The organism is Stenotrophomonas sp. GD03654 (assembly GCF_029845105.1).
GTDB lineage: Bacteria > Pseudomonadota > Gammaproteobacteria > Xanthomonadales > Xanthomonadaceae > Stenotrophomonas > Stenotrophomonas africana.
Map to the genome: position 1 here is coordinate 1 of NZ_JAOCLC010000028.1, position 25,942 is coordinate 25,942.

Genomic DNA, 25,942 nt, shown 5'->3' on the forward strand with positions numbered 1-25,942 from the left:
CGACACCGCCCCGCCAAACCACGGATAGTCCGCTGTTGCTTCTGCCTTTGCCCTTGCTTGAAGGCCTCTGCGGGTGCCGGGCGCCGCCCGGCCGACTTCCGCCACTTGCGGTGGCGGCGACGGCCCACTAGCCTTCGGCCGTCGTTCACCACCCAAGGACCGCCCGTGAAACACCGTCATCTCCTGCTGGCCTCGGCAATCGCCGTCGCCACGCTGGCCCTGGCCGCCTGCAAGAAGGAAGCTGCGCCAGGCACCGATACCGCCAGCAGCAGCGCCCCGGCCGGCGAAACCGCCGACCAGTTCGTGGCCCGCATCAATGCCGAATTCAAGGCCGCCTACCCGGAGATGACGTCAGCGCAGTGGCTGTCCTCCACCTACATCAACAGTGATTCCGAACGTATCGCAGCCAAAGCCAACGAACGCTCGTTGACCCAGCTCAACAGCTGGATCGAACAGGCCGCCAAGTTCGACGGCAAGCCGATGAGCGAGGACAGCAAGCGCGCGATCCACCTGCTGAAGCTGATGTCATCGATGCCGGCACCGCGCGACCCGGCCAAGCTGGCCGAGCTGACCCAGATCGCCACCCGCATGGAAGGCAGCTACGGCGCCGGCAAGTACTGCACCGACGCCAATGATCCCAACTCCTGCCGCCAGCTGGGCGAGCTGGAACAGGTACTGGCGCGCAGCCGCGATTACGACAAGCAGCTCGATGCCTGGCAGGGCTGGCACAGCACCACCAAGAGCATGCGCGGCGACTACCAGAAGTTCGTCGGCCTGGTGAACGAAGGCGCCAAGGGCATGGGCTTCACCGATGCCGGCCAGATGTGGCGCAGCGGCTACGACATGCCGCCGGAGCAGATCGGCCCGGAAACCGACCGCCTGTGGGAACAGGTCAAGCCGATGTACGAGCAGCTGCACTGTTACGCACGCGGCAAGCTGGACAAGACCTACGGCAAGGACAAGGCCGAAGTGGGCAACGGCCTGATCGCCGCGCACCTGCTGGGCAACATGTGGCAGCAGGACTGGTCGAATCTGTGGGACCAGCTGGAACCGTATCCGGGCGCCGGCAGCCTGGACATCACCGCGGCGCTGGAAAAGCAGTACCAGACCAACCTGAGCGCGGCGCTGGCCAAGGCCGGCAAGGACGCCAACGTCGCCGCCCAGTACAAGGCGCAGCGCGAGGCCGAACTGCGTACCGCCAGGCAGATGACCGAACGCGCGCAGGACTTCTACATGTCGCTGGGCATGCCGTCGCTGCCGCAGTCGTATTGGGAAAAAACCCAGTTCATCAAGCCTGACGACCGCGACGTGGTCTGCCACGCCAGCGCCTGGGACATGAACATGGAAGGCGACGTGCGCACCAAGATGTGCATCAAGCCGAACGAAGAAAACTTCACCACCATCTACCACGAGCTGGGCCACATCTATTACGACCTGGCCTACAACCCGCTGCCGCCGCTGTTCCAGGGGGGTGCCAACGATGGCTTCCATGAAGCGATCGGCGACACCATCGTGCTGGCGATGACGCCCAAGTACCTCAGCTCGATCGGCCTGGTCGATGCGCCGACCGAAAGCCGCGAAGCAGTCATCAACAACCAGATGCGCATGGCGCTGTCGGGCGTGTCGTTCCTGCCGTTCGGGCTGATGATCGACCGCTGGCGCTGGGGCGTGTTCGATGGCTCGATCACCGCCGACAACTACAACAAGGCGTGGTGGGACCTGAAGGCCAAGTACCAGGGCGTAGCCCCGGCCAGCACCCGTGGTGAAGAGTTCTTCGATCCGGGCGCGAAGTACCACGTGCCGGGCAACACCCCGTACACCCGCTACTTCCTGGCGCGCATCCTGCAGTTCCAGTTCTACAAGGGCCTGTGCGATGCCTCCGGCTACAAGGGCCCGCTGCATGAGTGCACCTTCTACGGCAACAAGGAAGCCGGCCAGAAGTACTGGGCGATGCTGAGCAAGGGTGCCAGCCAGCCGTGGCAGGCCACGCTGAAGGAGCTGACCGGCACCGACAAGCTCGATGCCGGCCCGATGATCGAGTACTTCACGCCGGTCAACGAGTGGCTGAAGCAGCAGAACGAAGGCCAGATGTGCGGCTGGCAGGCCAACGCGGCCCCGGCGGCGAAATGAGAAAAGGGGCGGGTCCGCGAGGATCCGCCCCTTCTCCTTGTTGTAGAGCCGAGCCATGCTCGGCTGCATTTCCACCGTGCTGCGTACGGCAAGCCGAGCATGGCTCGGCTCTACATATTGGGCGCGATCAGCTGTTCTTCTTCGCCGCCATCGCCGAGGCCAGCTCGGCCTTGAACTCCTCGAAGGTCTGGCCCTTCTCCTTTGCTTCGGCCTGTGCGGCATCACGCAGTGCATCGGAGTACATCAGGCGCACCGGCGTGCCCTTGCGTTCGTGCAGCTCACCGGCCTGCATGATCAGCGCCAGCACCTGCGCAGCGCTCTCGCTGTGGCCCGCGATGCGGCCGTCCATGCCCAGCACCCATTCGCCGTCGCGGCGCACGACACCAGCCAGCAGGGTGCGCTGCGCGTCGCGCAGTTCGGCATGCGGTTCCACCGGCGAAGCCTGCGCAGCGGCCTTGTTGGCGGCCTGCTTTTCCTGGCGACGGCGCTGGTCGCGGCGGGTCTTGGAGCTGGTGGACATGGTGCGGTACCGCTGCGAAGGGGGGCGCAAGGATAGCGCACCCCGCCCGCAGCGCTGCTTCACGCGTGCTCGATCCAGTCCGGTCAGTCCAGCACCTTGCCCTGCCGCCAGTAGCCCATGAAGGTGATCGCGCGGCGGTCCAGCCCGCAATCGCGCACCAGGTGGCGGCGGATCGCCATCACCGCCCCCGCTTCGCCCGCCACCCAGGCATACAGCGGCCCGGCCACGCGGGTATCGGCCTGTTCCCAGAGGATCTGCGTATCGACGTCGATCTCCTCCAGCGCATCGCCGGCAGCCACGCCCGAGGCCGCTGCCAACCGCGCCTGGGCTGCCTGCAGCAACCGCTGCCCGTGGGCGGCCTGCCCGCGCGGCAGCCAGACCAGCTCGGCGCTGGAGGGCGCCTTCAGGTGCACCGCATCACCGGCCTGCGCCACCTCCAGCAGCGCCAGCGTGCGCGGTGGGTCGACCATGGCTGACAGTTCCTCAAGGATGCCGGCCACCGCAGGCAACGCGGTTTCATCGGCCACCAGCAGCACCTGGCCGACACCGGCCGGTGGCTTCCACTCCCAGCCCTCGCTGCTCCCGGAACAATCGGCGTCAGGCGCCAGCAGCACGACGCGGTCGCCCGGCCGCGCGTGGATGGCCCAGCGCGAGGCCGGCCCGGTCTCGCCATGCAGCACGAAATCGACGTCGACCTCGCCCTGCTCGGCCCGCAACTGGCGGATGGTGTAGGTACGCATCGGCGGGCGCTGGTCGTCCGGCAGGGCCCGGTAGCGTGGGTACCAGTCGTCACCGCTGGGGACCTGCGGCACCTCCTGGCCGGGCAAGGGGAAGAACACCTTGATGCGCTGGTCCGGGCCTTCAGTCTTCATCCGCGCCACGTCGGCACCGGTGAACACCATGCGGTCCAGGGAAGGGGAAAGAACGCGGCGCTCCTTCAGCGCCACCTCGAACAGGCGGTAGGTCTGCTGCGCAGCCATGGGGAAACCTCATGCAACGGCATCGGATTGGCTGGCTGTCGTGCATCCACGCACCGGCTGGCTGGAGTGCCCAGCCTAGTCCGGTCGTTCCTCGTCGCAAGCGTTGCGGGCATTGCGGCCGGCTCTACCCCTGCGCGCTGCTCAATGGCCCGTGCAGGCCGCCTGCGCCGCGCGTTCACGCTGGTGTTCCCAGTACCAGAACACGAAGCCGGCGCCGAAGAACGCAGCCTGGCCCAGCGCCAGGTGCAGCGGGCTCGCGCTCAGCAGCGGCGACACCACGCCGGCCACCACCGTGCTGATCATCAGCTGCACGAAGGCCTGCAGCGACGAGGCCAGGCCGCGCTGGTGCGGGTACATGTCCAGCACCGCCAGCGCCAGGATCGGGAAGATCAGTGCCATGCCCATGCCGCCCAGGAAGATCGGCAGCACCGCCCACGGCAGCACGAACTGCGGCGACAGCGCCACATAGCCGACATTCAGCAGCACCGACAGCGCACACAGGCCGAAACCGATGGCGACCTGCCGCGTCGGCGTGGTGTGGCCGGCCATGCGCCCGGACAGGAACGAGCCGGTGGTCATGCCGCCGATGGTGGGAATGAACAGCCAGGCGAAGCCGCCCTCGCCCAGATGCAGGTGCTGCATCACGAACACCGGCGCCGAGGAGATGTACAGGAAGATTCCACCGAAGCCGATGCTGCCGGCCAGCGCCAGACGCAGGAAACGCGGGTTGAAGCCGATGCGCACGTAATCACGCATCAACGTGCGCGGCGACAACGGCACGCGTGCTTCGACCGGATGGGTCTCCGGCAGATAGCGCGCGGTGGCTGCGAGCAGGACCAGCGCGAACACCACCAGGAACCAGAAAATCAGCGGCCAGCCGGCGCCGCTGAGCAGGATCCAGCCACCGATGATCGGTGCGATGGCCGGGGCGATGCCGAACAGCATCGACACTTGGCTCATCAGGCGCTGCGCGTCGTGACCGTGGTAGAGATCGCGGATCACCGCGCGGCCGACGATCATGCCGACACCCGCCGACAGGCCCTGCACCGCACGGAACGCCAGCAGCGTGGTCAGGTCGGTGGACAGCGCGCAGCCGACCGAGGCGCCGACGAACACCACCAGGCCGCCGAGGATCACCCGCTTGCGGCCCCAGGCATCGGACAGCGGACCGTGCGCCAGACTCATCAGGCCGTAGAACAGCAGGTACACGCTGATGGTCTGCTGCACCGCCACCTCGTCCACCGCCAGGCGCTGGGCCAGCTGCGGGAACGCCGGGAAGATGGTGTCGATCGAGAACGGACCGAACATGGCCAGGCCAGCGAGCAGCAGGGCCATGCGGCGGGTGGAAGGAGCAACAGCGGCGGTCATGGGGAAGGCGTCCGGCAGGGCCATGCGCGGCACGCACGGCGGGCGCCGGTCCCCTTCTGCAGGGACGGCGCCAGATGAATTCGGGTATCCGCCCATGATAGGTGGGGATTGCGCGCGATGCCATGCAGCACTGCACAAAACGCACGGCCGGGCCACCGTCCATTCAGGCGCGGCGGCCATGGCTGGAGGCGGCCGGCGGGCCCGCAACGGGCTATAATCAGCAGGCAACACGGTGGGAGAAGCGGAACACCGCTGCCGAAGGCGCAACGCCCGTAATCGCTCAGGCCCGATACCACCCGTAACAGAACTCTGGAGAGACCGGTTCGATCCGGCGCCGAAGGGGCACGAAGCTGCGGTCCGCCGCACTTTTAAACTCTCAGGCAAAAGGACAGAGGGGCGCCCCGCAGACCGCCGACCGGCGGCTTGTGCCCGTGCGTGTGCCCTTTCCTGACGGATCCTTCGCCATGTCCCAGAACACCCCTTCCCTGCGTGAGCTCGAGCACCACAACGCGTTCGTCGAGCGCCACATCGGCCCCAACGACGCCGAGATCGCGCAGATGCTCGATGTCGTCGGCCACGCGTCGCTGGATGGCATGACCGATGCCATCGTACCGGCCAAGATCAAGTCGCCGGCGCCGCTGGCGCTGCCGGAGTCTATGACCGAAGTACAGGCGCTGGCGAAGATCCGTGCAATCGCCGACAAGAACACCGTGCTGCGCAGTTTCATCGGCCAGGGCTACTACGGCACCCACACGCCGAACGTGATCCTGCGCAACATCCTGGAAAACCCGGCCTGGTACACCGCCTACACGCCGTACCAGGCGGAAATCTCGCAGGGCCGCATGGAAGCGCTGATCAACTTCCAGACCCTGTGCGCCGACCTGACCGGCATGGAAATCGCCAACGCCTCGCTGCTGGACGAAGCCACTGCCGCCGCTGAAGCGATGACCCTGGCCAAGCGTTCGGCCAAGTCGAAATCGGACACCTTCTTCGTGCACGACGCCGTGCACCCGCAGACCCTGGAGCTGCTGCGCACGCGCGCCGAGCCCATGGGCATCGTGCTGCGCGTCGGCACCCCGGCTGAAGCACTGGAAGCGGAAGCCTTCGGCCTGCTGCTGCAGTACCCGGATACCTTTGGCCAGGTGGGCGACTACAGGGCACTGGTCGATGCCGTGCACGCACGTGGCGGCCTGGTGGCCGTGGCCACCGACCTGCTGGCACTGACCCTGCTGGCCGCCCCAGGCGAATGGGGCGCGGACATCGTGGTCGGCAACAGCCAGCGTTTCGGCGTGCCGTTCGGCTTCGGCGGCCCGCACGCGGCCTTCATGGCCTGCCGTGACGCCTACAAGCGCTCGATGCCGGGCCGCCTGATCGGCGTCTCGATCGACGCCCAGGGCAACCCGGCCTACCGCCTCACCCTGCAGACCCGCGAGCAGCACATCCGCCGCGAGAAGGCCACCTCCAACATCTGTACCGCGCAGGTACTGCTGGCCGTGATGGCCTCGATGTACGCCGTGTACCACGGCCCGGAAGGCCTGACCCGCATCGCCCGCCGCACCCACCGCCTGGCCTCGATCCTGGCCGCCGCGCTGCGCAACGCCGGCGTGCAGGTCGGTGGCGACTTCTTCGACACCCTGCACGTCACCGGCGTGCATGCCGATGAAATCCATGCCAAGGCGCGCGCCGCCGGTTACAACCTGCGCGCGATCGACAGCGACTCGGTCGGCATCAGCCTGGACGAGACCGCCACCCGCGCCGACGTGGTCGCGCTGGCTGCCGTGTTCGGCGCGCAGGCCGACGTCGACGCGCTGGATGCAAGCACCGCCGACGCGCTGCCGGCCGGCCTGCTGCGCCAGTCCGCGTTCCTCACCCACCCCGTGTTCAACACCCACCACAGCGAGCACGAGCTGCTGCGCTACCTGCGCTCGCTGGCCGACAAGGACCTGGCGATGGACCGCACGATGATCCCGCTGGGCTCGTGCACCATGAAGCTCAACGCCACCGCCGAGATGATCCCGGTGACCTGGCCGGAGTTCTCGCAGATCCACCCGCTGGTGCCAGCCGACCAGGCGCTGGGCTACAAGGAACTGATCGACACGCTGGAAGCGATGCTGGTCGAATGCACCGGCTACGACGCGGTCAGCCTGCAGCCGAACTCCGGCGCGCAGGGCGAGTACGCCGGCCTGCTGGCGATCCGTGCCTACCATCGTTCGCGCGGCGAAGATCATCGCGACATCTGCCTGATCCCGGACTCGGCGCACGGCACCAACCCGGCCTCGGCACAGATGTGCGGCATGAGGGTGGTGGTGACCAAGACCGATGCCAACGGCAACGTCGACGTCGAGGACATCCGCCTCAACGCCGAGAAGTACAGCGATCGCCTGGCCGCGATCATGATGACCTACCCGTCCACGCACGGCGTGTTCGAGGAAGAGGTGGTCGAGATCTGCGAGATCATCCACAAGCACGGTGGCCAGGTGTACACCGACGGCGCCAACATGAACGCCCTGGTCGGCGTGGCCAAGCCGGGCAAGTGGGGTTCGGACGTTTCGCACCTGAACCTGCACAAGACCTTCTGCATCCCGCACGGCGGTGGCGGCCCGGGCGTCGGTCCGTGCGCGGTCAAGGAGCACCTGGCGCCGTTCCTGCCGGGCAAGCTGGGGGACAACGGCCCGGTCGGCATGGTCAGCGCGGCCAGCTTCGGCAGCGCCTCGATCCTGCCGATCAGCTGGATGTACATCGCGATGATGGGCCGCGACGGCCTGCGCAAGGCCACCCAGGTCGCGCAGCTCAACGCCAACTACATCGCCAAGCGCCTGGCCCCGCACTTCAAGACCCTGTACACCGGCCGCAACGGTCTGGTGGCGCACGAGTGCATCCTCGACGTGCGCCCGCTGGAGAAGACCAGCGGCATCGGCGCCGAGGACGTGGCCAAGCGCCTGATCGACTTCGGCTTCCATGCCCCGACCCTGAGCTTCCCGGTGGCCGGCACGCTGATGGTCGAACCGACCGAGAGCGAATCGCTGCACGAGCTGGATCGCTTCATCGACGCGATGATCCAGATCCGCGAGGAGATCACCGCGATCGAAGACGGGCGCCTGGACCGCGAGGACAACCCGCTGAAGAACGCGCCGCATACCGCCACTGCGGTGACCGCCAGCGAGTGGACCCACGCCTACCCGCGTGAACTGGCCGCCTTCCCGCTGGCCAGCCTGAAGCAGAGCAAGTACTGGCCGCCGGTGGCGCGTGTCGACAACGTGTACGGCGACAAGAACGTGATGTGCGCCTGCATCCCGGTCGATGCCTACAAGGATGATGAAGTCGAGGCTTGATTCCTCGCTGCATCGGTAAAGAGAACGGCCCGCGCAAGCGGGCCGTTTTCATGAGGGTGTGCGGACCAAGGCCACACCCACAACAATCCGGTCACGGGTCCGGCATCTGCCCCAGGCTCAACTGCCACGACACCCCGAAGCGATCCTGCACCCAGCCGTAGCGGTTGCTGAAGTCGTAGTCGCCCACCGGCATCAGCCAGTGGCCGCCCTCGCCCAGCACACGCGCGGCACGCTCGAACTGTTCGGCGCCGGAACACTCCACGAACAGCGAGATCGACGGGCTGAAGGTGAAGTCGTGCACGTCCAGGCTGTCGAAGCACAGGTAGTGGGTGCCACCCAGCAGGAAGATGGCCTGGCGGACCTGCCCGGGCACGCCGGCACCGGCGCCATCCGGATGGCGCTGCATTGCCAGCAGGCGGAAATCGGCGAAGGCCTCGGCGTACAGGGCCAGCGCGGCTTCGGCCTGGCCGGTGAACATCAGGAAAGGGCGACTGCGCAGCATGCGGTACTCCTGGTCGACGGGCCGATGACGGCCTGCCTGCACAGTGCCACGCGGAGTGTGTGCCTGTTGTAGAGCCGAGCCCATGCTCGGCTGGCGACCGCGCAAACAGCAGCCGACCGTAGGGTCGGCTCTACAGAATTACGCCTCGCGCATGCGCCTTGCGATGGCGCTGCTGGCGGCGATAGTGGCCGTCAGCGCCACCATCGACAGGAACTGCAGGCGGGTGTGCGACTCGCTCAGCAGCAGGCCGAAGATCAGCGCCAGGATGCCCAGCGCGCAGCAGGTCAGCCACGGGAAGCCCGCCATGCGGAACGGCAGGCGGGTGCCCAGGCGATCCGCGCGGCGGCGCAGTACCAGCTGCGAGACCAGCGACAGCGTCCACACCAGCAGGCAGGTGGAACCGACGATGTTCAGCAGCACCGGCAGCACCCGGTCCGGGAACAGCAGTTCCATCACGGTGGCAGCGAAACCGAACAGGACGCTGGCCAGCACGGCGATCACCGGTACCTGGCGCGGATCGGTCCAGCCCAGCACGGCCGGGGCTTCACGTCGCTGCGCCAGCGAATACATCATGCGTGAGGCGCCGTAGAGGTTGGCATTGAGCGCCGACAGCAGCGCGATTACCGCGATCAGGGTGATGGCGGTGCCGGCGCCCGGAATGCGCGCGATGTCCAGCACGGCGGCGAATGGCGACTTCAGCGCTTCGCTGGTCCACGGCACCACGGCGATGATCACGCTCAGCGAGCCGATGTAGAACACCAGGATACGCCACGCCACGGTGCGGATGGCACGGGCGATGCTGCGTTCCGGGTCTTCGGTCTCCGCCGCCGCAACGGCCACGATCTCGGTGCCACCGAAGGCAAAAACGACAACCAGCAGCGCAGCGCCAATACCCGCCAGGCCCTTCGGGGCGAAGCCACCATGCTCGGTGAAGTTGCTCAGCCCCGGCGAGGTCACCTGCGGGAGCCAACCCATCAGCAGCGCCACACCGATGGCGATGAACGCCAGGATCGCCGCCACTTTAAGGATGGCGAACCAGAATTCGAACTCGCCGAAGTTCTTCACCCCAAGCAGGTTGATCGCGGTGAAGAACAGCATGAAGGCCAACGCTGCCATCGGCACCGGCACCGCAGGCCAGACCGTGGCCAACAGCCCGGCCGCGCCTACCGCTTCGGCGGCGATCACGATCACCAGCTGCACCCACCACAGCCAGCCTACGGTGGCACCGGCGGTGGCGCCCATGGCGTCGGCCGCATACACCGAGAACGCGCCGCTGGTCGGTTTGGCCGCCGCCATCTCGCCCAGTGCGTTCATCACGATGATCACCAGCGCACCGGCCACCAGGTACGACACCAGCACCGCCGGACCGGCCGCCTGCACACCCACGCCCGAGCCGAGGAACAGGCCGGCGCCGATGGCGCTGCCCAGGCCCATCATGATCAGCTGGCGGGGCTTGAGCGAATGTCCGAGGCGGGACGGCGAAGCAGTCGGAATCGAGTTGGGCATCGGCAGGGCTGGCGGCGGGCTACAGGGGCGACACCTTACCCTGTCCCATGCCCGCGGGGATAGGCACAGCGCAGCAGGCGGCTCAGGCCAGCGCCGGCTCGCCGACGTTGCCACCGATACGGGCACGATAGGCACGCGGCGAGAAACCGGTTTCAGCCTTGAACTTGCGGGTGAAGGCGCTCTGGTCGCTGAAACCGCAGGCCTGGCCGATGCAGGCGATGCTGTCGTCGCCATGCAGCAGGTGCATGGCCATCTGGATCCGCAGCCGGGTCAGCACCTGCTGCGGGGTCATCTGGAACACCTTGCGGAAACTGCGCTCCAGCTTGGACAGCGAGAAGCCGGTGATGTCCAGCAGGGTCTGCATGCGCACGTTCTCGGCGTAGTGCGCATTGAGGTGGGCCAGGGCCAGCCGCAACTGCTCGTACTGGGTGCCCAGGCTGTCCTTCTGGCCAAGGTCGCGGGAAATGCCGATCAGCCCCTCGATGGCCCCATCGACCACCAGTGGGCGCTTGCAGGTCAGGCACCAGCCCGGTTCGCGGTTGGCGAACAGGTGCAGCTCCATCAGGTTCTCGATCACCTCACCGGACAGCACGCGGGCGTCCTGATCGACGTAGTCGGCGCTCAGCCCGGTCGGGTAGATCTCCGCCGCGGTACGCCCGATCACGTCCTTGCGGGCGCGCAGGCCCAGCCGCCGCAGCATGGTCTGGTTGACGTGGGTGTAACGCCCCTGAAGGTCCTTGATGAAGAACAGCACATCCGGGATGGCGTCGAACAGGGCTTCGATGTCGGCAGGCTCGACTCGCATGCCGCAAGCATACCCGAGCCCGCTTTTGCCTGTACGTTCACCTTTGCCGGACCTGGGTTTAACGGGGCTGGTTCCAGTGTCGTGGTTCCTTTTTGATGATCCGGAGCCAACGTCAATGGCCGCCAGCAAGCCGACCGGCAAGCGCGCAACCACCCCTGCCGAAAACCACCGCCGGGGCGATGGCGATGAACTCCACCAGCAGGCTGGGGGCAGCCATCCGGCGATGACCACCGACCAGGGCATCCCGGTGGCGGACAACCAGAACTCCCTGCGGCAGGGACCTCGGGGGCCGACGCTGCTGGAGGACTTCATCCTCCGCGAGAAGATCACCCACTTCGATCACGAACGCATTCCCGAGCGCATCGTGCACGCACGTGGCAGCGCAGCACATGGCTACTTCGAGCTGACCCGATCGCTGAAGGCGCACACCCGCGCTCGCGTCCTGACCGAGGTAGGCGTGAAGACACCCGTGTTCACCCGCTTCTCGACGGTAGCCGGTGGCGCAGGCTCGGTGGACACCCCGCGCGACGTGCGCGGCTTTGCGGTCAAGTTCTATACCAAGGAGGGCAACTGGGACCTGGTCGGCAACAACATCCCGGTATTCTTCATCCAGGACGCGATGAAGTTCCCGGACCTGGTGCACGCGGTGAAGATGGAACCGGACCGCGCCTTTCCGCAGGCCGCGTCGGCCCACGACACGTTCTGGGACTTCATTTCGCTCATGCCCGAATCAATGCACATGATCATGTGGGCAATGAGTGACCGCGCCATCCCGCGCTCGCTGCGCATGATCGAAGGCTTCGGCGTGCACAGTTTCCGCCTGCTGAACGAGGCGGGCGAATCGACCTTCGTCAAGTTCCACTGGCGGCCGAAGCTGGGTATCCAGTCAACGGTCTGGGACGAAGCGCTGAAGCTGCAGTCGGCCGACAACGACTTCCATCGCCGTGACCTGTTCGAGGCGATCCAGCGCGGCGATTTCCCCGAATGGGAACTGGCGGTGCAGCTGTTCACCGAAGATGAGGCTGACGCGTTCCCGTTCGATCACCTGGACCCGACCAAGATCATTCCCGAATCGCTGGTACCGTTGCAGGTCATCGGGCGCATGGTGCTGGACCGCTGGCCGGATAACTTCTTCGCCGAAACGGAGCAGGTGGCCTTCTGCCCGGCCAACGTGCCACCGGGTATCGACTTCAGCAACGACCCGCTGCTGCAGGGGCGCCTGTTCTCCTACCTGGATACACAGCTGCTGCGCCTCGGCGGCCCCAACTTCCACCAGATCCCGGTGAATGCACCCAAGTGCCCGTTTGCCAATCACCAGCGCGACGGGCATATGCAGATGCAGGTCCCCAAGGGCCGGGTGGCCTACGACCCCAGTTCGCTGCAGGAAGACACACCGCGCGAGGCACCCAGCGGCTTCCGCAGTCACGCCAGTGCCGACGACGGCCGCAAGGGCCGCACCCGTGCGGAGAGTTTTGCCGACCACTACAGCCAGGCCCGCATGTTCTTCCGCAGCCTTGAAAAGCGGAGCAGGCGCACCTTGCCTCGGCGCTGGTGTTCGAGTTGTCCAAGGTGGAAACGCTGAAGGTGCGGGTACGCACCGTCAGCCACCTGCGCAACATCGATGACTCACTGGCGCAGCGCGTGGCCGATGGTCTGGCCCTGCCCGCACTGCCCGACCCCGCGCCAACCGCTACCCCGGTGCGGGACATGCCGCCCGCTCCCGAGGTGCGCGTGATCGGGCGTAACAAGCCCACCCTGCAGGGTCGCTGCATCGGCATCCTGTTCGATGAAGGCTCCGACGCCCGCATCATTGCCAACCTGAGCAAGGCAGCCAGGAAAGCAGGTGCAGACGTGAAGCTGGTCGCCCCCAAAGTGGGGGGTGCCACGCTCAGCGATGGCGCGCTGCAGGCGGCGGATGGGCAGCTGGCGGGCACCCCGTCGGCCGTATTCGATGCGGTCGCCGTGGTGCTCAGCCTTGAAGCCGCGAAGGCCTTGTCGAAAGAGAGTGCAGCCGTCGAATTCGTCAGCCAGGCGTGGGCGCACCTGAAGGCCATCGCCAGCGATGCCGGTGGTCAGGCGCTGCTGAAGACGGCACGGGTCGGCAACGATGCCGGCATCGTCGAAGCGGAAGACGCCAAGGCCTTCCTGGCAGTCGCCGCCACCCGCCAATGGGCGCGTGAACCCAAGCTGCGCCTGCTGGCCTGACTACAACAACAGGAGAACTGTCATGCCCCGTGGTGACAAATCCGCATATACCGAGAAACAGAAGCGACAGGCCGAGCACATCGAGGAAAGCGAGCGTGATCGCGGCGCCAGCGAAGGAACGGCCGAACGCATTGCCTGGGCCACCGTGAACAAGCAGGACGGCGGCGGTAAGCGCGCCGGCAGCGCACGCAAGGGCACCAAGAAGGCGACCAGCAAGAAGGCTGCCAAGAAGGCGCCTGCCAGGAAGTCGCCCACAAAGAAGGCCACAACCAAGACAACGGCAGCGAAAAAAGCACCTGCGAAGAAGGCGACAGCCAGGAAGGCGGCGGCAAAGAAGGCACCGGCCCGCAAGACAGCCGCAAAGAAGACAGCGGTCAAGAAGGCCGGTACGGCCGCCTCGCGTAGTGCTGCAGCGAAGAAGGCGGCGAAGACCCGTGCGGCGAAGAAGGCAGTGCGCAAGGTGGCGGCCAAGAAAGCCGCGCGTACCCGCGCGCGCGGCTGAGCCCTTCGATCAGGGCGACAGCGTCCTCATCCACGCGGCAACTTCGGTTGTCGCTGCACGAGTGCGTGCTTGCAGTCATGGACGCAGCCCTTCCAGCGAAATGCAGCCGCTGAGCGCGGCCGCATTCGTGCAGCAACGTTCGTGGCTTGGGTCAGGCTGCGCGACGCGGCACAGCCGGAACCGATGCACCTTCCACCTTGAACACCGACACCGACGTGGTCAGCGCATGCGCCTGCTCTTCCAGCGCGCGGCTGGCCGCGGTGGCTTCTTCCACCAGGGCGGCGTTCTGCTGGGTCACTTGGTCCATCTGCACCACCACCTGGTTGACCTGCTCGATGCCGGCGGCCTGTTCCTTGCTGGCCGCTGCGATGTCGCTCATCAGCTGAGTGGTGCGCGAACTGGCCTGGGCCACGCGCGCGATCGCCGCTTCCGATTCAACGGTCACCGCCAGGCCACTCTTCACCTTGGCAGCAGCGTCTTCGATCAGCTCCTTGATCTCCTTGGCGGCGACACCGGCACGCTGTGCGAGCGTGCGTACCTCGCTGGCGACCACGGCGAAACCGCGCCCCTGCTCGCCTGCACGTGCGGCTTCCACCGCAGCATTCAGCGCCAGGATGTTGGTCTGGAACGCGATGCCGTCGATCACCGTGGAGATTTCCGAGATGCGTGCCGAGGACTGATCGATCTCACCCATGACCGACGCCATCTGTGCCATCGCCTGTTCGGTCTCGCGCACGGCGGCACCGGCGGCATGCGCTTCACTGTCAGCCTGGCGCGCCAGCTCGGCGTTCTGACGCACGGTGGAGGTCAGTTCCTCCATCGATGCGGCGGCTTCTTCCAGATTGGCCGCCTGCTGCTCGGTACGGCGCGACAGGTCGTTGTTGCCGGCCGCCAGTTCCTGCGCCGCGTTGTTGATGCTGTCGGCGGCTACCTGGATGCCACGCACGATGCCGGTCAGCTGGGCGGTGGTGGTGTTGGCGTCGTCGCGCATGCGCGCGAACACGCCGTCGTACTCGCCATCCATGCGTGCGGTCAGGTCGCCGTGCGAGATCGCGCGCAGCACGTCGGAAACATCGGCGATGCTGGCCTGCGAACTGGCCATCATGCCGTTGAGGTGCTCGACCATCGCCTTGAACTGGTACTGGAACGCGGCGGCGTCGCCGCGCATGGTGAAGTCACCGGCGCGTGCAGCGCGGGCCAGCTCATCGATCTGCGCGTTGATCGCCATCAGGCTCTGCTTCACCGCCGCCAGGGTGCGGGTCAACGTGCCCTTTTCGCCCGGGTAGTCCGGCAGGTCGCGGCTGAGGTCACCGATGGCGTAACGCTGCATCACTTCAGCCATCAGCAGTTCCACCTGCACGTGCGATTCGACCAGGCTGTTGGTGGCCTGCACCATGCGGCCGAAATCGCCGGGGAAGGCACTGGCATCCATGCGATAACGGATTGCGCCGGCTTCGTGCTGTTCGGCCATCTGCAGCTGCGCGCCGATCGCCGCCTGCACGCTCTGGCGGACGCTGGCCATGGCCTCGCCCAGCTGGGTCAGCTCGTCGCGGCCACCGAGGCGGAACTCCTGGTCCAGCTGGCCCTTGGACAGCCGCTCGGCCAGATTCACCGCGCGCGCCAGCGGGCCGGTCAGGCTGCGGCCGATCATCACCGAGGCGGCGATGCCCGCCAGCAGCGCGACGCCGCCCAACACCAGCAGCTGCAACAGGCTGCGCTCGCCCAGGCGGATCGCTTCGGCAGCAGCCTTGCGGCTTTCCTTTTCCTCGAAGTCCACGCCGTCCGACAACGCCTTGTTCCAGCCGTTGGCCGCGTCCTGCACCGGGCCCAGGGTCAGCGCGACGGCGCCCGGATAGTCGCCCTGCTCCATCAGCTCGCTGGTCTGCTTGTTGAGCGGACGCGCGATGGCACGCTTGGCCGCGATGGTTTCGGCAATGGCCTTGCCCTGGGCGTCGCTGGGCAACGCCTGGTAGGCAGTCCAGCTGGCCTCATAGCGCTTGACCAGGTCGGCGATGCGCTTCTCGTCGCTGCCACGGTCTTCGCCCTGGCGGATCAGCATTTCGCGGCGCACCACCATCATCTGGTTGTTGGCATCGAGCATCTGCGACAACAGGCGCACCTTGGCCACGCTGACATCGACCACCTGCTGCATCGCGCGCTTCTGCACGACACTGGCGGTGGCACCGGTGGCCACCACAGCGGCAACCAGCAGCAGCAACAGGCCAAAGCCCAGCCCAAGACGCCAGGCAACCCTGACGTTCCTCAAGTAGTTCATGGGGGTATCCAAAACGGGGGGATGCGCCCTTATCGGCGGCCTGGCAGGCAATCTTGATCGCCGCTCATCGATGGCGTCGGGCACCGTTCACCTTGGTGAGACTCCGGCCCGGCGGCATCTACGCCCGGGATCGGTCTGCTACGGGCATGGCTGCTCATGCGGGCGTCAGATCGCTTTCACGGTGGCTCTGCGCGGGCTGCAGGCAAGGTTGTGGCGCCATCTTCTGGAGATCCCAATGCCTTTACTTGTGTCCCGATCCGCCCTGCTCGCTTTGTCGCTCCTGGCATCGCCTGCGTTCGCGCAGGCGCCGCCGCCTGGACTGCCTGCCCCCATTGCCGAGAAGGCAGGACCGGACACCGCACCACGATCTGCCCTGCACGCCCAGGTGCTGCTGGATCGCGCGAATTTCTCGCCCGGCCAGATCGACGGCGAAGTGGGCAGCAACCAGCGGCGCGCAGTGTCGGGTTTCCAGGCGGCGCGTGGGCTGACGGTAACAGGTGAACTGGATGACGCCACGTGGAAGGCCCTGCAGGCCGAGACGGTCGGGCCGCTGGTCGGTTACACGCTGACCGCCGAGGATGTCGCCGGTCCGTTCGAGGCAATTCCCAAAGGGCCCGCTGCCCAGGCCAAGCTGAAATCGCTGGGCTACGGCAATGTTGAAGAAGCACTGGGCGAGCGCTTCCATACTTCCCCTGAGCTGCTGAAGGTGCTCAATCCGGGTATTGATCTGGCCAAGGCGGGCAGCCACATCCAGGTGCCCAACATCGCACCGGCGGCATTGCCGAAGGCGACGAAGATCGTGGTCGATAAATCCGACTCCACCCTGCAGCTGCTGGATGCGCAGGGCAAGTTGATCGCGCAGGTGCCGGTGTCGTCCGGCAGCCAGCACGACCCGTTGCCGATCGGCGAATGGAAGATCCTGGGTGTTTACCGCGACCCGCCGTTCCACTACAACCCGAAGCTGTTCTGGGATGCCCGAAAAGGTGAAAAGAAGGCGACACTGGCGCCGGGCCCGAACAATCCGGTCGGCCGGGTCTGGATCGACCTGTCCAAGCCACACTACGGCCTGCATGGCACGCCCGAGCCCGGCCATGTCGGCAAGACCGAGTCGCATGGCTGCGTGCGCATGACCAACTGGGATGCGCTGCGTGTGGCCGATGCGGTGGATACCTCGGTACCCGTGGTGATGCAGGAGTGAGCCGATGCGTCTTTCGCAGCTGATCGTAGTGGGCGTTCTGCTGGGGCTGAGTGCAGGCTGGTGGCTGCACCGCGATGCAGGTGAGCCGGTGGCGGTTGCCCAGCCCGCAGTGCAACCTGCGGTGGCTGCGGCTGCAACGCCGCGCGTGGACGGCCCGGCTCCCACGGCCGCGCCGCCGTCCAACGCCACCGATGCGCCAGCCGGTCTGCTGCTGCCGGTGCAGGGCATCCAGGCGTCCCAGCTGCGCGACACGTTCACCGATGCACGCAGCGAGGGCCGCGTGCACGATGCCATCGACATCATGGCCACCGCCGGCACGCCGGTGCTGGCGGTGGCCGATGGCACCGTGGAAAAACTGTTCAACAGCGAGCGTGGCGGGCTGACGATCTACCAGTTCGAGCCCAGTGGCCGCTGGTGCTACTACTACGCGCATCTGCAGCGCTACGCCGATGGCTTGGCGGAGAAGCAGGTGATCAAGCGCGGAGACGTCCTCGGCTATGTTGGCAGCACCGGCAACGCCAGTGCCGAGGCTCCGCATCTGCACTTTGAAGTGCACGTGCTGGGGCCGGAGAAGCAGTGGTGGAAGGGAGAGTCGATCAACCCGTATCCGCTGTTGAAACAGGCGGCTTCGACTCCCGACGCTGCCAGCGTCGCAGAGTGATGGTGAATGCGGCCAAGGCAGCCCCCGGAATCAGCAGGAACAACGCCGCCACCTTCCAGAAGAAGAACGGCCACAGCCACAGGTAGTCCAGGTCGGTCAGCTTCAGCACGTCCATCGGCGGCAGCAGGTCCACCGAGGCCGCACGGCCGGCCAGCGCCGGGTCGACCTCCAGCACGGTCAGCCGCAGCGAGGAACGGCCACGCGGCAGTGCATCACCGCGGCCGTAGCCGAAGTACGACGCGGCGAACCTGTCTCGCTCGACCGATTCCAGTGCGCGGTGGATCTCTGGACCGGTCGTCGCCGAGCGGCTGTCCGCGCGGAACTCGGTGCGATCGGTCGGGGTGTCCGCGCGCAGGCGAAGCTCGGGATCGACCGCCGGATCGGCGCTGTCATCCGCATAGCGCAGGCGCAGTCGCAGCGGGTCGTCGATGAAGCGGTACACCGTGATCTCGGCGGCCGCGCCCGGCTGCAGCACCAACGGCAGGGTCTGCGTGCGCGAAGCCAGGTAATTGGCGAGCGCGCCCAGCACCAGCACGATGCAGGCCAGCGTCCACAGGCTCCACAGCAGCCACAGGGTCACCCGTACGACCGTCTCGCCCTTCATGCCGAAGTCTCCGTCATCGCTGCGCTTCCCCGCCGGCTGTGCCGCCACAGTATCGAAAACGAAAAAGCCCCGCTTTCGCGGGGCTCTTCCTGTCACCTACGCCGGGCAGCGCCCGGCGCTACCTCAGGCGAACGGATCCTGCAGGACCATGGTGTGGTCGCGGTCCGGGCCGGTGGAGACGATGCTGATCGGGCAACCGGCCAGTTCTTCCAGCGAACGCAGGTAGGCACGTGCGGCCGGCGGCAGGTCATCCCAGTTGGTGATGCCGTGAGTGTTCTCGGTCCAGCCCGGGAACTCCAGGTACACCGGGGTGCACTCTTCCCAGCCCTGCGCATCCAGCGGCGCGTACTCGGTGCGCTTGCCGTTGTATTCGTACGCGATGCAGACCTTCAGCTTTTCCATGCCGTCCAGCACGTCCAGCTTGGTGATGCACAGGCCGCTGATGCCGTTGATGGCCACGGCACGCTTGAGCGCGACGATGTCCATCCAGCCGCAGCGACGCGGACGACCGGTCGAAGCGCCGTACTCGGCGCCGCGGTCACGGATGCCCTGGCCGATTTCATCGTCCAGTTCGGTCGGGAACGGGCCGCCGCCGACGCGGGTCGCGTAGGCCTTGGCGATGCCCAGCACGTAGTCGATCGCATCGGCGCCGACGCCGGCACCGGCCAGCGCGCCACCGACGGTGGTGTTGGAGCTGGTGACGTACGGGTAGGTGCCGTGGTCGATGTCCAGCAGTGCGCCCTGCGCACCTTCGAACAGCACGCGCTTACCCTGCTTGCGCAGGTCATGCAGGATGCCAGCCACGTCGGACTTCATCGGCTGCACGTACTCGCCGAAGGCCAGCGCTTCGTCGAAGGTCTTCTGGAAGTCGACCGCATCGGTGTTCAGATACTTGGTCAGCACGAAGTTGTGGTAATCCAGCGCGGTGCGCAGCAGCTCTTCCAGCTGCTTCGGGTAATGCAGGTCGGCGATGCGGATGCCGCGGCGCGCCACCTTGTCTTCGTAGGCCGGGCCGATGCCACGGCCGGTGGTGCCGATTGCCTTGCCACCGGCAGCGCGCTCGCGCGCCTGGTCCAGGGCGATGTGGTACGGCATGATCAGCGGCGCGGCCGGGGAGATCTTCAGGCGCGAACGCACTTCCACGCCGGAGGCTTCCAGCTCGGCGATTTCCTTCTGCAGCGCGGCCGGCGAGATCACCACGCCGTTGCCGATCAGGCACAGCGCATCGTCACGCAGGATGCCCGACGGGATCAGGTGCAGGACGGTCTTCTTACCGTTGATGACCAGGGTGTGGCCGGCATTGTGGCCGCCCTGGAAGCGCACGACGGCGCCGATTTCCTCAGTGAGCAGATCGACGATCTTGCCCTTGCCTTCATCGCCCCACTGGGCACCAAGCACTACGACAGACTGACCCATGACGGGCTCCTCATATGTTGCGGCCATCGGGGCCGCGGACGGGTAAACCGTGGCGGGGCTGGCCAGCACCTGGAGGGCGGCTCCAAACGGGGAGCAGCCGGCGATGGAAGGCCCAGACACAGAAAAAGCCGAACGGGGAGGCCCGTCCGGCTTTTGTGCATTATCCGGGTTTCCAGGGTCGGGTGCCACCTTTCCGACGGACGGCTTCACCGGCCGGTCAGCCGCCCCGCCCGGTCGTGCCGGCCGCTGGCCGGCAATGCCAACCCAGGTTGGCATCTACCAGAGCCGGGTCACGCATGTGAACGCAGGCGGCCGCGCCGGGCCTTCAGTGCCGCACCCACCACAGCAGGCTCAGGCCGGCCAGCAGCACCAGCCCGCCGAAGCTGCGCAGGACCGGGCTGGGCAGGTCCAGCAGGCGCTCGGCCATGCGCTTCCAGGCGAACGGCGCGACGAACAGGAACAGGCCTTCCAGCACCGCCACCAGGCAGACGGCGGCAAACAGATCTTTCATGGGGACTCCGGAAAAAGCACGGGGCCCGGCATTTGGCCGGGCCCCGTGGGGTACTGCCCTGCGACCTCAGCGGTCGTTCTTCAGGTACTGCAGGAACGGGTCATTCTTGTCGAGCACGATCACGCCGTTGCCGTCGGTCATGGAGCCACGGTAGGCCTCCAGGCTGCGGTAGAACGCATAGAACGACGGATCGGCCGAGCCGGCCTTGCCGTAGATGCGGGCCGCATCGGCATCGCCTTCACCGCGCAGGCGCTGGGCATCGCGCTCGGCCTCGGCGATCAGCACGGTGCTGTCACGGTCGGCCTGGGCGCGGATGGTCAGCGACTGCTCCTCGCCTTCGGCGCGCAGCTTGGCGGCTTCCTGCTTGCGCTGGGCGCGCATGCGCTCGTACACGTCGTTGATCACCTGGCTGTCGGTCGGCAGGTCCACCTGCTTGATGCGCAGGTCGATCATCTGCATGCCGAGGCCGGCCACCGCTTCGTTGATCCCCTTCAGCTGCTCGGCGATCAGCTCGCTGCGGTCGCCGGACACCAGCTGCTGCAGCGTGCGCGAGTTGATCTGGTTGCGCAGCGAGTCGGTGATGATCGGTGCCAGGCGGGCGTTGGCAATGCGCGGATCGCCGCCGGTGGCACGGAAGTAGTCACCTACGTTGGAGATGTAGCCGATGGCGAAGAAGTCGACGCTGACGTCCTTCTGCTCGGCGGTGAAGTAGCGCGCCGGCGCGGTGTCGAGCACCTGGAAGCGGCGGTCGAAGACCTTCACCATTTCCACCACCGGCACCTTGAAGTGCAGGCCCGGCTTGATGTCCGAACGCACCACCTTGCCCAGGTTCAGGACCATGGCGGTCTGGTCCTCACGGACCACGTACACCGAGCCGAGCAGGCCCAGCACCACCGCCACGATCACGGCGATCCAGATAGGACTCTTCATCGGGTGCCCTCCTCACGGCCACTCGGTCGCCCGGTCGGGCGGCCCACCGGCCGGCCCGGATCACGGGAAGCTTCCACCGCTGCACCCGGCAGCGACGGCATCACCACGTCCGGGTTGGCCACTGCGGCCGGGGCCGACGTGCTGGGACGGGTGTCGCCGGTCATCGGCACGTAGATCAGCTGGCGGCCATCGCCACCAATCACCTTGCGGTTCTCGCTCAGCACCTGCTGCACGGTCTCCAGCCACAGGCGCTTGCGGGTCACTTCCGGGGCGTCCTTGTACTGGGCCTGCAACAGGCTGAAGCGCTGCGCGTCACCCTCGGCCTTGGACACCACGGCCTGCTTGTAGCCTTCGGCGGTGGTACGGGCACGCGAGGCCTGGCCTCGGGCTTCCGGCACGACCTTGGCGGCGTAGGCCTGGGCTTCGTTGATCAGGCGTTCCTTGACCTGCTGGGCACCGTTGACCTCGTCGAAGGCCGGCTTCACTTCTTCCGGCGGACGGGCGTCCTGCAGGGTCAGGCCGGTCACGGTCAGGCCGGTCTTGAACGCCTTCAGCAGTGCCTGCAGGCGCTCCTCGGCGGCCACGGCCAGCGGGCCACGGTTGTTCAGTACGGCGTTGAGGTCGGCACGGCCGACTTCCTCGCGCACCGCGCTCTGCGCCGACTGCTCCAGCACCTGGTTGGCATCAACGGTGCCGAACAGGTACTGCTGCGGATCGTCGATGCGGTACTGGACGTTCAGCGAGACGTTGACGATGTTCTCGTCACGGGTCAGCACCGGCACCTGGATCGAGAAGGTCTTGATCTCGGTGGCGTTGACCTTGGTGACCGATTCGATCGGCCACGGCAGCTTGAAGTTCGGGCCGGGCTGCAGGATGCGCGAGAACTGGCCGAAGCGCAGCACCACGCCACGCTGCTGTTCGCCGATCAGCTGGAAGCTGGAGAACAGCACCAGCAATACCACCGCTGCCACCACCCAACGCACGATGCCACCGTCGAACAGGTCCTTCAGCGGCCCGGGCAGTCCGCCCCAGCCACCACCATTGCCACCGCCGCGCGACCCGAAGGGCCCGCGTCGATTGTCCTCGGGGCCTTGTCCGCCCTTGTTGCCGCCGGGTGTATTCCAGGCCATGCACGCTCCATCAAGATTTGGGCTGCGGCGCGGGCCCTTCCCGCACCACCAGCCGTGAAACCATCACCGATCATACAAGATGGGGCGGATCGGCAGGATCGAAAGGGGGGCGACGGGGTAAGGTGGCGTTTTCCTCGAAGTCAGGCAACGCCGATGGCCCCCACCACCCCGTTCACCGCCTTCCGCATCAACAATGACGACGCCGGCTACCGCAGTGGCCTGGCCCAGCTCAAGATCGAAGACCTCAACCCCGGCCAGGTGCTGATCCGCGCCCACTGGTCCTCGGTCAACTACAAGGATGCCCTGGCCGGCACCGGCAAAGGCAAGATCCTGCGCCGTTTCCCGCTGGTGGGCGGCATCGACGTGGCCGGTACCGTGGTCGCCAGCACCGACCCGGAGTGGCGTGAAGGCGACGCCGTGCTGGCCACCGGCTGTGGCCTCAGCGAGACCCGTGACGGCGGCTACAGCCAGTACGTGCGGCTGGAATCCCGCGCGGTGATCGCCCAGCCGGCAGGGCTGAGCCCGCGCGAAGCGATGGTGCTGGGCACCGCCGGCTTCACCGCGGCGCTTGCCCTGCTGCGCATGCAGGACAACCGGCAGACCCCGGATCTCGGCCCGCTGGCGGTCACCGGTGCCAGCGGTGGTGTCGGCGCGCTCGCGCTGTCGATCTTCAGCCGGGCCGGCTACACCGTGCACGCGGTCAGCGGCAAGCCCGACCAGACCGACTTCCTGCACGCCATCGGCGCCGCCGAGGTGCTGCCGCGCGAGGCGCTCTCCGATAGCGCCCCGCTGCAGTCGGCCCGCTTCGGTGGGGGCCTCGACAATGCCGGAGGCGACATGCTGGCCAGCCTGCTGGCGCAGACCGTGCCCTACGGCAGCGTGGTCAGTGCTGGCCTGGCAGCCAGCCCGACGCTGGACATGACGGTGATGCCGTTCATCCTGCGCGGCGTCTCACTGCTCGGCGTGTCTTCGGCCAATGCGCCACGCGGACTGCGTGAGGAAGTCTGGGCGCGGCTGGGCAGTGACTGGAAGCCGCAGCACCTGGAACGCATCTGCACCGCCGAAGTCGGTCTCGATGGTCTTCCCGCCGTATTCGAGCGGATGCTGGCCGGTGGTTCACTGGGACGCACCGTGGTGCGGATCGACTGAACGTCGCAGGCAGGCGACGGACGGCAGACGCGGCCCTCCCGCCGGTAATGGGCCCGCACTACACTGCGGGCATTACATGGGGAACAACATGGCACGCATTCTGATCGTCGACGACTCACCGTCGCAGCTGTTGGGGATACAGCGCATCGTCGAGAAGCTCGGGCACCAGATCCTGACCGCCACCGATGGCGCTGCCGGGGTCGAAACCGCCAAGGCCGAGCTGCCCGACCTGGTCCTGATGGACGTGGTGATGCCGAACCTCAATGGCTTCCAGGCCACCCGCACCCTCGCCCGCGACGAGGCCACCCGGCACATTCCGGTGATCCTGGTGACCACCAAGGACCAGGACACCGACCGCATGTGGGGCATGCGCCAGGGCGCCAAGGCCTACATCACCAAGCCGTTCTCGGAAGACGAACTGTCCGAGGTGCTGGAGCGGGTGTTCGCCGGGCAGGGCTGAGCCGCGCGCGGATGGGTGCCGCCCCTGGTCGGCACGCTCTTGTTTGGTAGGTGCCAACCTTGGTTGGCACGCTTTTGTAGAGTCGAGCCATGCTCGACTCCACATAACCAAAGCCTCAGATCGTCTCGCCGAACGCCTTGGCCAGATTGCGGTAGGCCTTCTTCTGCGCCTCGTCGGTCGCGGCCGGGGCCACGATCTCGATTTCAACGATCTGGTCGCCATCCGGGTTGCCCGGCAGGCCACGGCCGCGCAGGCGCAGCTTGCGGCCGGCATCGGAATCGGCCGGAATCTTCAGCTCCACCGCACCGCCCAGGGTCGGCACGCTGATGCTGGTGCCCAGCGCGGCCTGCCACGGCGTGAGCGGCAGCGTATAGAGGATGTTGCGGCCATCGACCTCGAACTGTGGGTGGGCGGCGTATTCCACTTCCAGCAGCAGGTTGCCGCCATGGTTGCCCTGCCCTGCCAGGCGGATCACCTGGCCCGGACGGATGCCCTTGGGCACGCGCACGTCCAGCTGCTTGCCGTTGACGGTGATGCGCAGGCTGTCGCCGCTGTAGGCCGCTTCCAGCGGTACCGACAGCTTGGCGCGGGTGTCGCGGTTGGGGGCGTGGCCCTGGCTGCTGAAGCCCGGACCCGGGCCAGCGCCGCCACCGCCACGCTGGCGCGCGAACAGACTCTCGAAGAAGTCGCTGAAGCCGCCATTGGGGCCACCGCCGCCAAACACTTCCTCGAAGTTGAAGCCACCGGCACCGCCGTAGTTCGGCGGCACGTTGAATTCCTCGCCAGGGCGGTAGCCCTGTGCGCGCAGCTGGTCGTAGGCAGCGCGCTTCTCCGGGTCGCGCAGCGCCTCGTAGGCCTCGTTGACCGCCTTGAACTTGTCTTCGGCCCCGGCCTCCTTGCTGACGTCCGGGTGGTACTTGCGTGCCAGCCGGCGGTAGGCGGTCTTGATCTCCGCCTCGCCCGCGCTCGGTTCCACCCCCAGGGTGGCGTAGTAATCCTTGAATTCCATCCAGCTACCTCGATTCGCTTCGGCTGCGCCGGTGGCGCCGCCCTGGGTTCATTCTACGCGCCTGCGAGGCTACGCCGCCCCTCGTGCGGCCCCGGTGAGGCCGACTGATCCTGCGCAATGCGGCTGCCATCCCCGTGCCCCACGCTGTGGCTGGAAGCCCCTGCCACAACGCCTGAAGATGGGGCCTGCACACCGGGTTTCCAATGTCTTGACGTCCCTGTCCCATCCGGCCCACTAGCCTGCCCCAGCAAGGAGTTCCCCATGACCATCCATGTCGGCGACCGCATTCCGGAAGTGACCCTCAAGCGCATCCGCGAGGGCATCGAAACACTCGATACGCATTCGCTGTTCGATGCGCGCAAGGTGGTGCTGTTCGCCGTGCCCGGCGCGTTCACCCCAACCTGCTCGGCGCGCCACCTGCCCGGCTACGTCGAGAAATTCCAGGCATTCCGCCAGCGCGGCATTGACGTCTACTGCATGGCCGTCAACGACCCGTTCGTGATGAAGGCCTGGGCCGCCGACCAGAGCGTGCCCGACGGCCTGCTGATGCTGTCCGACGGCAACGCCGAGCTGACGCGCGCCTTGGGTTTGGAGCTTGATGCCAGCGCCTCGGGCATGGGCGTCCGTTCGCGCCGCTTCGCCCTGTATGTCGACGACGGCGTAGTCCGAGAGGCCTGGGTTGAACAGCCCGGCCAGTTCGAAGTGTCTTCGGCCGAGTACGTGCTGGAGCATCTCCCCACCTGATTCCC

General features: G+C 66.9%; 21 protein-coding genes, 1 pseudogene and 1 riboswitch. Of the genes and pseudogenes, 9 read left to right on the plus strand and 13 right to left on the minus strand.

The genetic code is table 11. From position 1 onward, the window contains the following. Positions 1–165: 165 nt before the first annotated feature. Complete coding sequence (locus tag N5J73_RS11915) at positions 166–2,130, plus strand: M2 family metallopeptidase (RefSeq protein WP_049444687.1); 1,965 nt, start codon at positions 166–168, stop codon at positions 2,128–2,130. Positions 2,131–2,257: 127 nt separating this feature from the next. On the opposite strand, the gene N5J73_RS11920 is transcribed toward N5J73_RS11915, so the two are convergent. From N5J73_RS11920 to N5J73_RS11930, 3 genes are all read right to left on the minus strand, one after another. After that, a complete protein-coding gene (locus tag N5J73_RS11920; RefSeq protein WP_049444689.1) occupies positions 2,258–2,650 on the minus strand; it encodes a hypothetical protein in 393 nt (130 codons plus the stop codon). Between the two features lie 83 nt (positions 2,651–2,733). Beyond that, on the minus strand, positions 2,734–3,630 hold the full coding sequence (locus tag N5J73_RS11925; protein WP_049444691.1) for a siderophore-interacting protein: 897 nt from the start codon (positions 3,628–3,630) through the stop codon (positions 2,734–2,736). A 141-nt stretch (positions 3,631–3,771) separates the two neighbouring features. Continuing rightward, positions 3,772–4,998 (minus strand): multidrug effflux MFS transporter, encoded by a 1,227-nt coding sequence (locus N5J73_RS11930; RefSeq protein WP_049444754.1) that lies wholly within the window; start codon positions 4,996–4,998, stop codon positions 3,772–3,774. 299 nt (positions 4,999–5,297) lie between these two features. Further along, a riboswitch (glycine riboswitch) is annotated at positions 5,298–5,400 on the plus strand. Positions 5,401–5,462: 62 nt separating this feature from the next. On the opposite strand from N5J73_RS11930, the gene gcvP reads away from it, so the two are divergent. Then, on the plus strand, positions 5,463–8,330 hold the full coding sequence (gcvP, locus tag N5J73_RS11935; RefSeq protein ID WP_049444692.1) for an aminomethyl-transferring glycine dehydrogenase: 2,868 nt from the start codon (positions 5,463–5,465) through the stop codon (positions 8,328–8,330). A gap of 91 nt (positions 8,331–8,421) precedes the next feature. Here the strand turns inward: gcvP and N5J73_RS11940 are convergent, their stop codons facing one another. The 3 genes from N5J73_RS11940 to N5J73_RS11950 form a co-directional block, all read right to left on the minus strand. Then, positions 8,422–8,832, minus strand: coding sequence for a VOC family protein (locus N5J73_RS11940; protein ID WP_005410627.1), 411 nt, complete (start codon positions 8,830–8,832; stop codon positions 8,422–8,424). A gap of 138 nt (positions 8,833–8,970) precedes the next feature. Continuing rightward, complete coding sequence (locus N5J73_RS11945) at positions 8,971–10,338, minus strand: amino acid permease (RefSeq protein WP_049444694.1); 1,368 nt, start codon at positions 10,336–10,338, stop codon at positions 8,971–8,973. A gap of 82 nt (positions 10,339–10,420) precedes the next feature. After that, positions 10,421–11,143 carry an AraC family transcriptional regulator gene (locus N5J73_RS11950; protein ID WP_032127825.1) on the minus strand — a complete coding sequence of 241 codons (723 nt, stop codon included), beginning with the start codon at positions 11,141–11,143 and terminating at the stop codon, positions 10,421–10,423. Between the two features lie 115 nt (positions 11,144–11,258). On the opposite strand from N5J73_RS11950, the pseudogene N5J73_RS11955 reads away from it, so the two are divergent. Both N5J73_RS11955 and N5J73_RS11960 read left to right on the plus strand, forming a co-directional pair. Next, positions 11,259–13,348, plus strand: a pseudogene (locus N5J73_RS11955) (catalase). Positions 13,349–13,370: 22 nt separating this feature from the next. Further along, positions 13,371–13,850: a hypothetical protein gene (locus tag N5J73_RS11960; protein WP_049444699.1), complete on the plus strand. Its 480-nt coding sequence runs from the start codon at positions 13,371–13,373 to the stop codon at positions 13,848–13,850. A 151-nt stretch (positions 13,851–14,001) separates the two neighbouring features. On the opposite strand, the gene N5J73_RS11965 is transcribed toward N5J73_RS11960, so the two are convergent. Then, entirely contained in the window at positions 14,002–16,125 is a 2,124-nt protein-coding gene (locus tag N5J73_RS11965; protein ID WP_049444702.1) for a methyl-accepting chemotaxis protein, read from the minus strand. A 235-nt stretch (positions 16,126–16,360) separates the two neighbouring features. On the opposite strand from N5J73_RS11965, the gene N5J73_RS11970 reads away from it, so the two are divergent. Both N5J73_RS11970 and N5J73_RS11975 read left to right on the plus strand, forming a co-directional pair. After that, positions 16,361–17,323 carry a L,D-transpeptidase family protein gene (locus N5J73_RS11970; RefSeq protein ID WP_049444704.1) on the plus strand — a complete coding sequence of 321 codons (963 nt, stop codon included), beginning with the start codon at positions 16,361–16,363 and terminating at the stop codon, positions 17,321–17,323. A 4-nt stretch (positions 17,324–17,327) separates the two neighbouring features. After that, complete coding sequence (locus N5J73_RS11975; protein ID WP_049444706.1) at positions 17,328–17,984, plus strand: M23 family metallopeptidase; 657 nt, start codon at positions 17,328–17,330, stop codon at positions 17,982–17,984. On the opposite strand, the gene N5J73_RS11980 is transcribed toward N5J73_RS11975, so the two are convergent. The 5 genes from N5J73_RS11980 to hflK all read right to left on the minus strand — a co-directional run bounded on the left by N5J73_RS11980 (position 17,920) and on the right by hflK (position 22,575). Further along, complete coding sequence (locus N5J73_RS11980) at positions 17,920–18,588, minus strand: hypothetical protein (RefSeq protein WP_049444707.1); 669 nt, start codon at positions 18,586–18,588, stop codon at positions 17,920–17,922. The two genes, N5J73_RS11975 and N5J73_RS11980, sit on opposite strands and share 65 nt — an antisense overlap. 123 nt (positions 18,589–18,711) lie before the next feature. Then, complete coding sequence (locus N5J73_RS11985; RefSeq protein WP_049444708.1) at positions 18,712–20,004, minus strand: adenylosuccinate synthase; 1,293 nt, start codon at positions 20,002–20,004, stop codon at positions 18,712–18,714. Positions 20,005–20,329: 325 nt separating this feature from the next. Continuing rightward, positions 20,330–20,515, minus strand: a complete 186-nt coding sequence (locus N5J73_RS11990) for a DUF2065 family protein (RefSeq protein ID WP_049444709.1) — start codon at positions 20,513–20,515, stop codon at positions 20,330–20,332. Positions 20,516–20,581: 66 nt separating this feature from the next. Beyond that, a complete protein-coding gene (locus tag N5J73_RS11995; protein ID WP_164078688.1) occupies positions 20,582–21,445 on the minus strand; it encodes a protease modulator HflC in 864 nt (287 codons plus the stop codon). Further along, positions 21,442–22,575 (minus strand): FtsH protease activity modulator HflK, encoded by a 1,134-nt coding sequence (hflK, locus tag N5J73_RS12000; RefSeq protein ID WP_049444711.1) that lies wholly within the window; start codon positions 22,573–22,575, stop codon positions 21,442–21,444. The genes N5J73_RS11995 and hflK overlap by 4 nt, the downstream gene beginning before the upstream one ends. A 153-nt stretch (positions 22,576–22,728) precedes the next feature. Between hflK and N5J73_RS12005 the strand changes: the two genes are divergently transcribed. Together N5J73_RS12005 and pilH are read left to right on the plus strand one after the other, a co-directional pair. Beyond that, complete coding sequence (locus N5J73_RS12005; protein ID WP_049444713.1) at positions 22,729–23,724, plus strand: YhdH/YhfP family quinone oxidoreductase; 996 nt, start codon at positions 22,729–22,731, stop codon at positions 23,722–23,724. Between the two features lie 88 nt (positions 23,725–23,812). Next, complete coding sequence (pilH, locus tag N5J73_RS12010) at positions 23,813–24,184, plus strand: twitching motility response regulator PilH (protein ID WP_005410644.1); 372 nt, start codon at positions 23,813–23,815, stop codon at positions 24,182–24,184. Between the two features lie 115 nt (positions 24,185–24,299). Here pilH and N5J73_RS12015 read toward each other — a convergent pair whose 3' ends face one another. Next, positions 24,300–25,193, minus strand: a complete 894-nt coding sequence (locus N5J73_RS12015) for a DnaJ C-terminal domain-containing protein (protein WP_049444715.1) — start codon at positions 25,191–25,193, stop codon at positions 24,300–24,302. A 261-nt stretch (positions 25,194–25,454) separates the two neighbouring features. Between N5J73_RS12015 and N5J73_RS12020 the strand changes: the two genes are divergently transcribed. Next, positions 25,455–25,937, plus strand: a complete 483-nt coding sequence (locus tag N5J73_RS12020) for a peroxiredoxin (protein ID WP_049444717.1) — start codon at positions 25,455–25,457, stop codon at positions 25,935–25,937. The last annotated feature ends 5 nt before the right edge of the window (positions 25,938–25,942 follow it).

Coding starts and splice junctions, on each gene's coding strand:
- N5J73_RS11920 (WP_049444689.1), bottom strand. CDS start 2,650: ATGTCCACCAGCTCCAAGACCCGCCGCGACCAGCGCCGTCGCCAGGAA.
- N5J73_RS11925 (WP_049444691.1), bottom strand. CDS start 3,630: ATGGCTGCGCAGCAGACCTACCGCCTGTTCGAGGTGGCGCTGAAGGAG.
- N5J73_RS11930 (WP_049444754.1), bottom strand. CDS start 4,998: ATGACCGCCGCTGTTGCTCCTTCCACCCGCCGCATGGCCCTGCTGCTC.
- gcvP (WP_049444692.1), top strand. CDS start 5,463: ATGTCCCAGAACACCCCTTCCCTGCGTGAGCTCGAGCACCACAACGCG.
- N5J73_RS11940 (WP_005410627.1), bottom strand. CDS start 8,832: ATGCTGCGCAGTCGCCCTTTCCTGATGTTCACCGGCCAGGCCGAAGCC.
- N5J73_RS11945 (WP_049444694.1), bottom strand. CDS start 10,338: ATGCCCAACTCGATTCCGACTGCTTCGCCGTCCCGCCTCGGACATTCG.
- N5J73_RS11950 (WP_032127825.1), bottom strand. CDS start 11,143: ATGCGAGTCGAGCCTGCCGACATCGAAGCCCTGTTCGACGCCATCCCG.
- N5J73_RS11960 (WP_049444699.1), top strand. CDS start 13,371: ATGCCCCGTGGTGACAAATCCGCATATACCGAGAAACAGAAGCGACAG.
- N5J73_RS11965 (WP_049444702.1), bottom strand. CDS start 16,125: ATGAACTACTTGAGGAACGTCAGGGTTGCCTGGCGTCTTGGGCTGGGC.
- N5J73_RS11970 (WP_049444704.1), top strand. CDS start 16,361: ATGCCTTTACTTGTGTCCCGATCCGCCCTGCTCGCTTTGTCGCTCCTG.
- N5J73_RS11975 (WP_049444706.1), top strand. CDS start 17,328: ATGCGTCTTTCGCAGCTGATCGTAGTGGGCGTTCTGCTGGGGCTGAGT.
- N5J73_RS11980 (WP_049444707.1), bottom strand. CDS start 18,588: ATGAAGGGCGAGACGGTCGTACGGGTGACCCTGTGGCTGCTGTGGAGC.
- N5J73_RS11985 (WP_049444708.1), bottom strand. CDS start 20,004: ATGGGTCAGTCTGTCGTAGTGCTTGGTGCCCAGTGGGGCGATGAAGGC.
- N5J73_RS11990 (WP_049444709.1), bottom strand. CDS start 20,515: ATGAAAGATCTGTTTGCCGCCGTCTGCCTGGTGGCGGTGCTGGAAGGC.
- N5J73_RS11995 (WP_164078688.1), bottom strand. CDS start 21,445: ATGAAGAGTCCTATCTGGATCGCCGTGATCGTGGCGGTGGTGCTGGGC.
- hflK (WP_049444711.1), bottom strand. CDS start 22,575: ATGGCCTGGAATACACCCGGCGGCAACAAGGGCGGACAAGGCCCCGAG.
- N5J73_RS12005 (WP_049444713.1), top strand. CDS start 22,729: ATGGCCCCCACCACCCCGTTCACCGCCTTCCGCATCAACAATGACGAC.
- pilH (WP_005410644.1), top strand. CDS start 23,813: ATGGCACGCATTCTGATCGTCGACGACTCACCGTCGCAGCTGTTGGGG.
- N5J73_RS12015 (WP_049444715.1), bottom strand. CDS start 25,193: ATGGAATTCAAGGATTACTACGCCACCCTGGGGGTGGAACCGAGCGCG.
- N5J73_RS12020 (WP_049444717.1), top strand. CDS start 25,455: ATGACCATCCATGTCGGCGACCGCATTCCGGAAGTGACCCTCAAGCGC.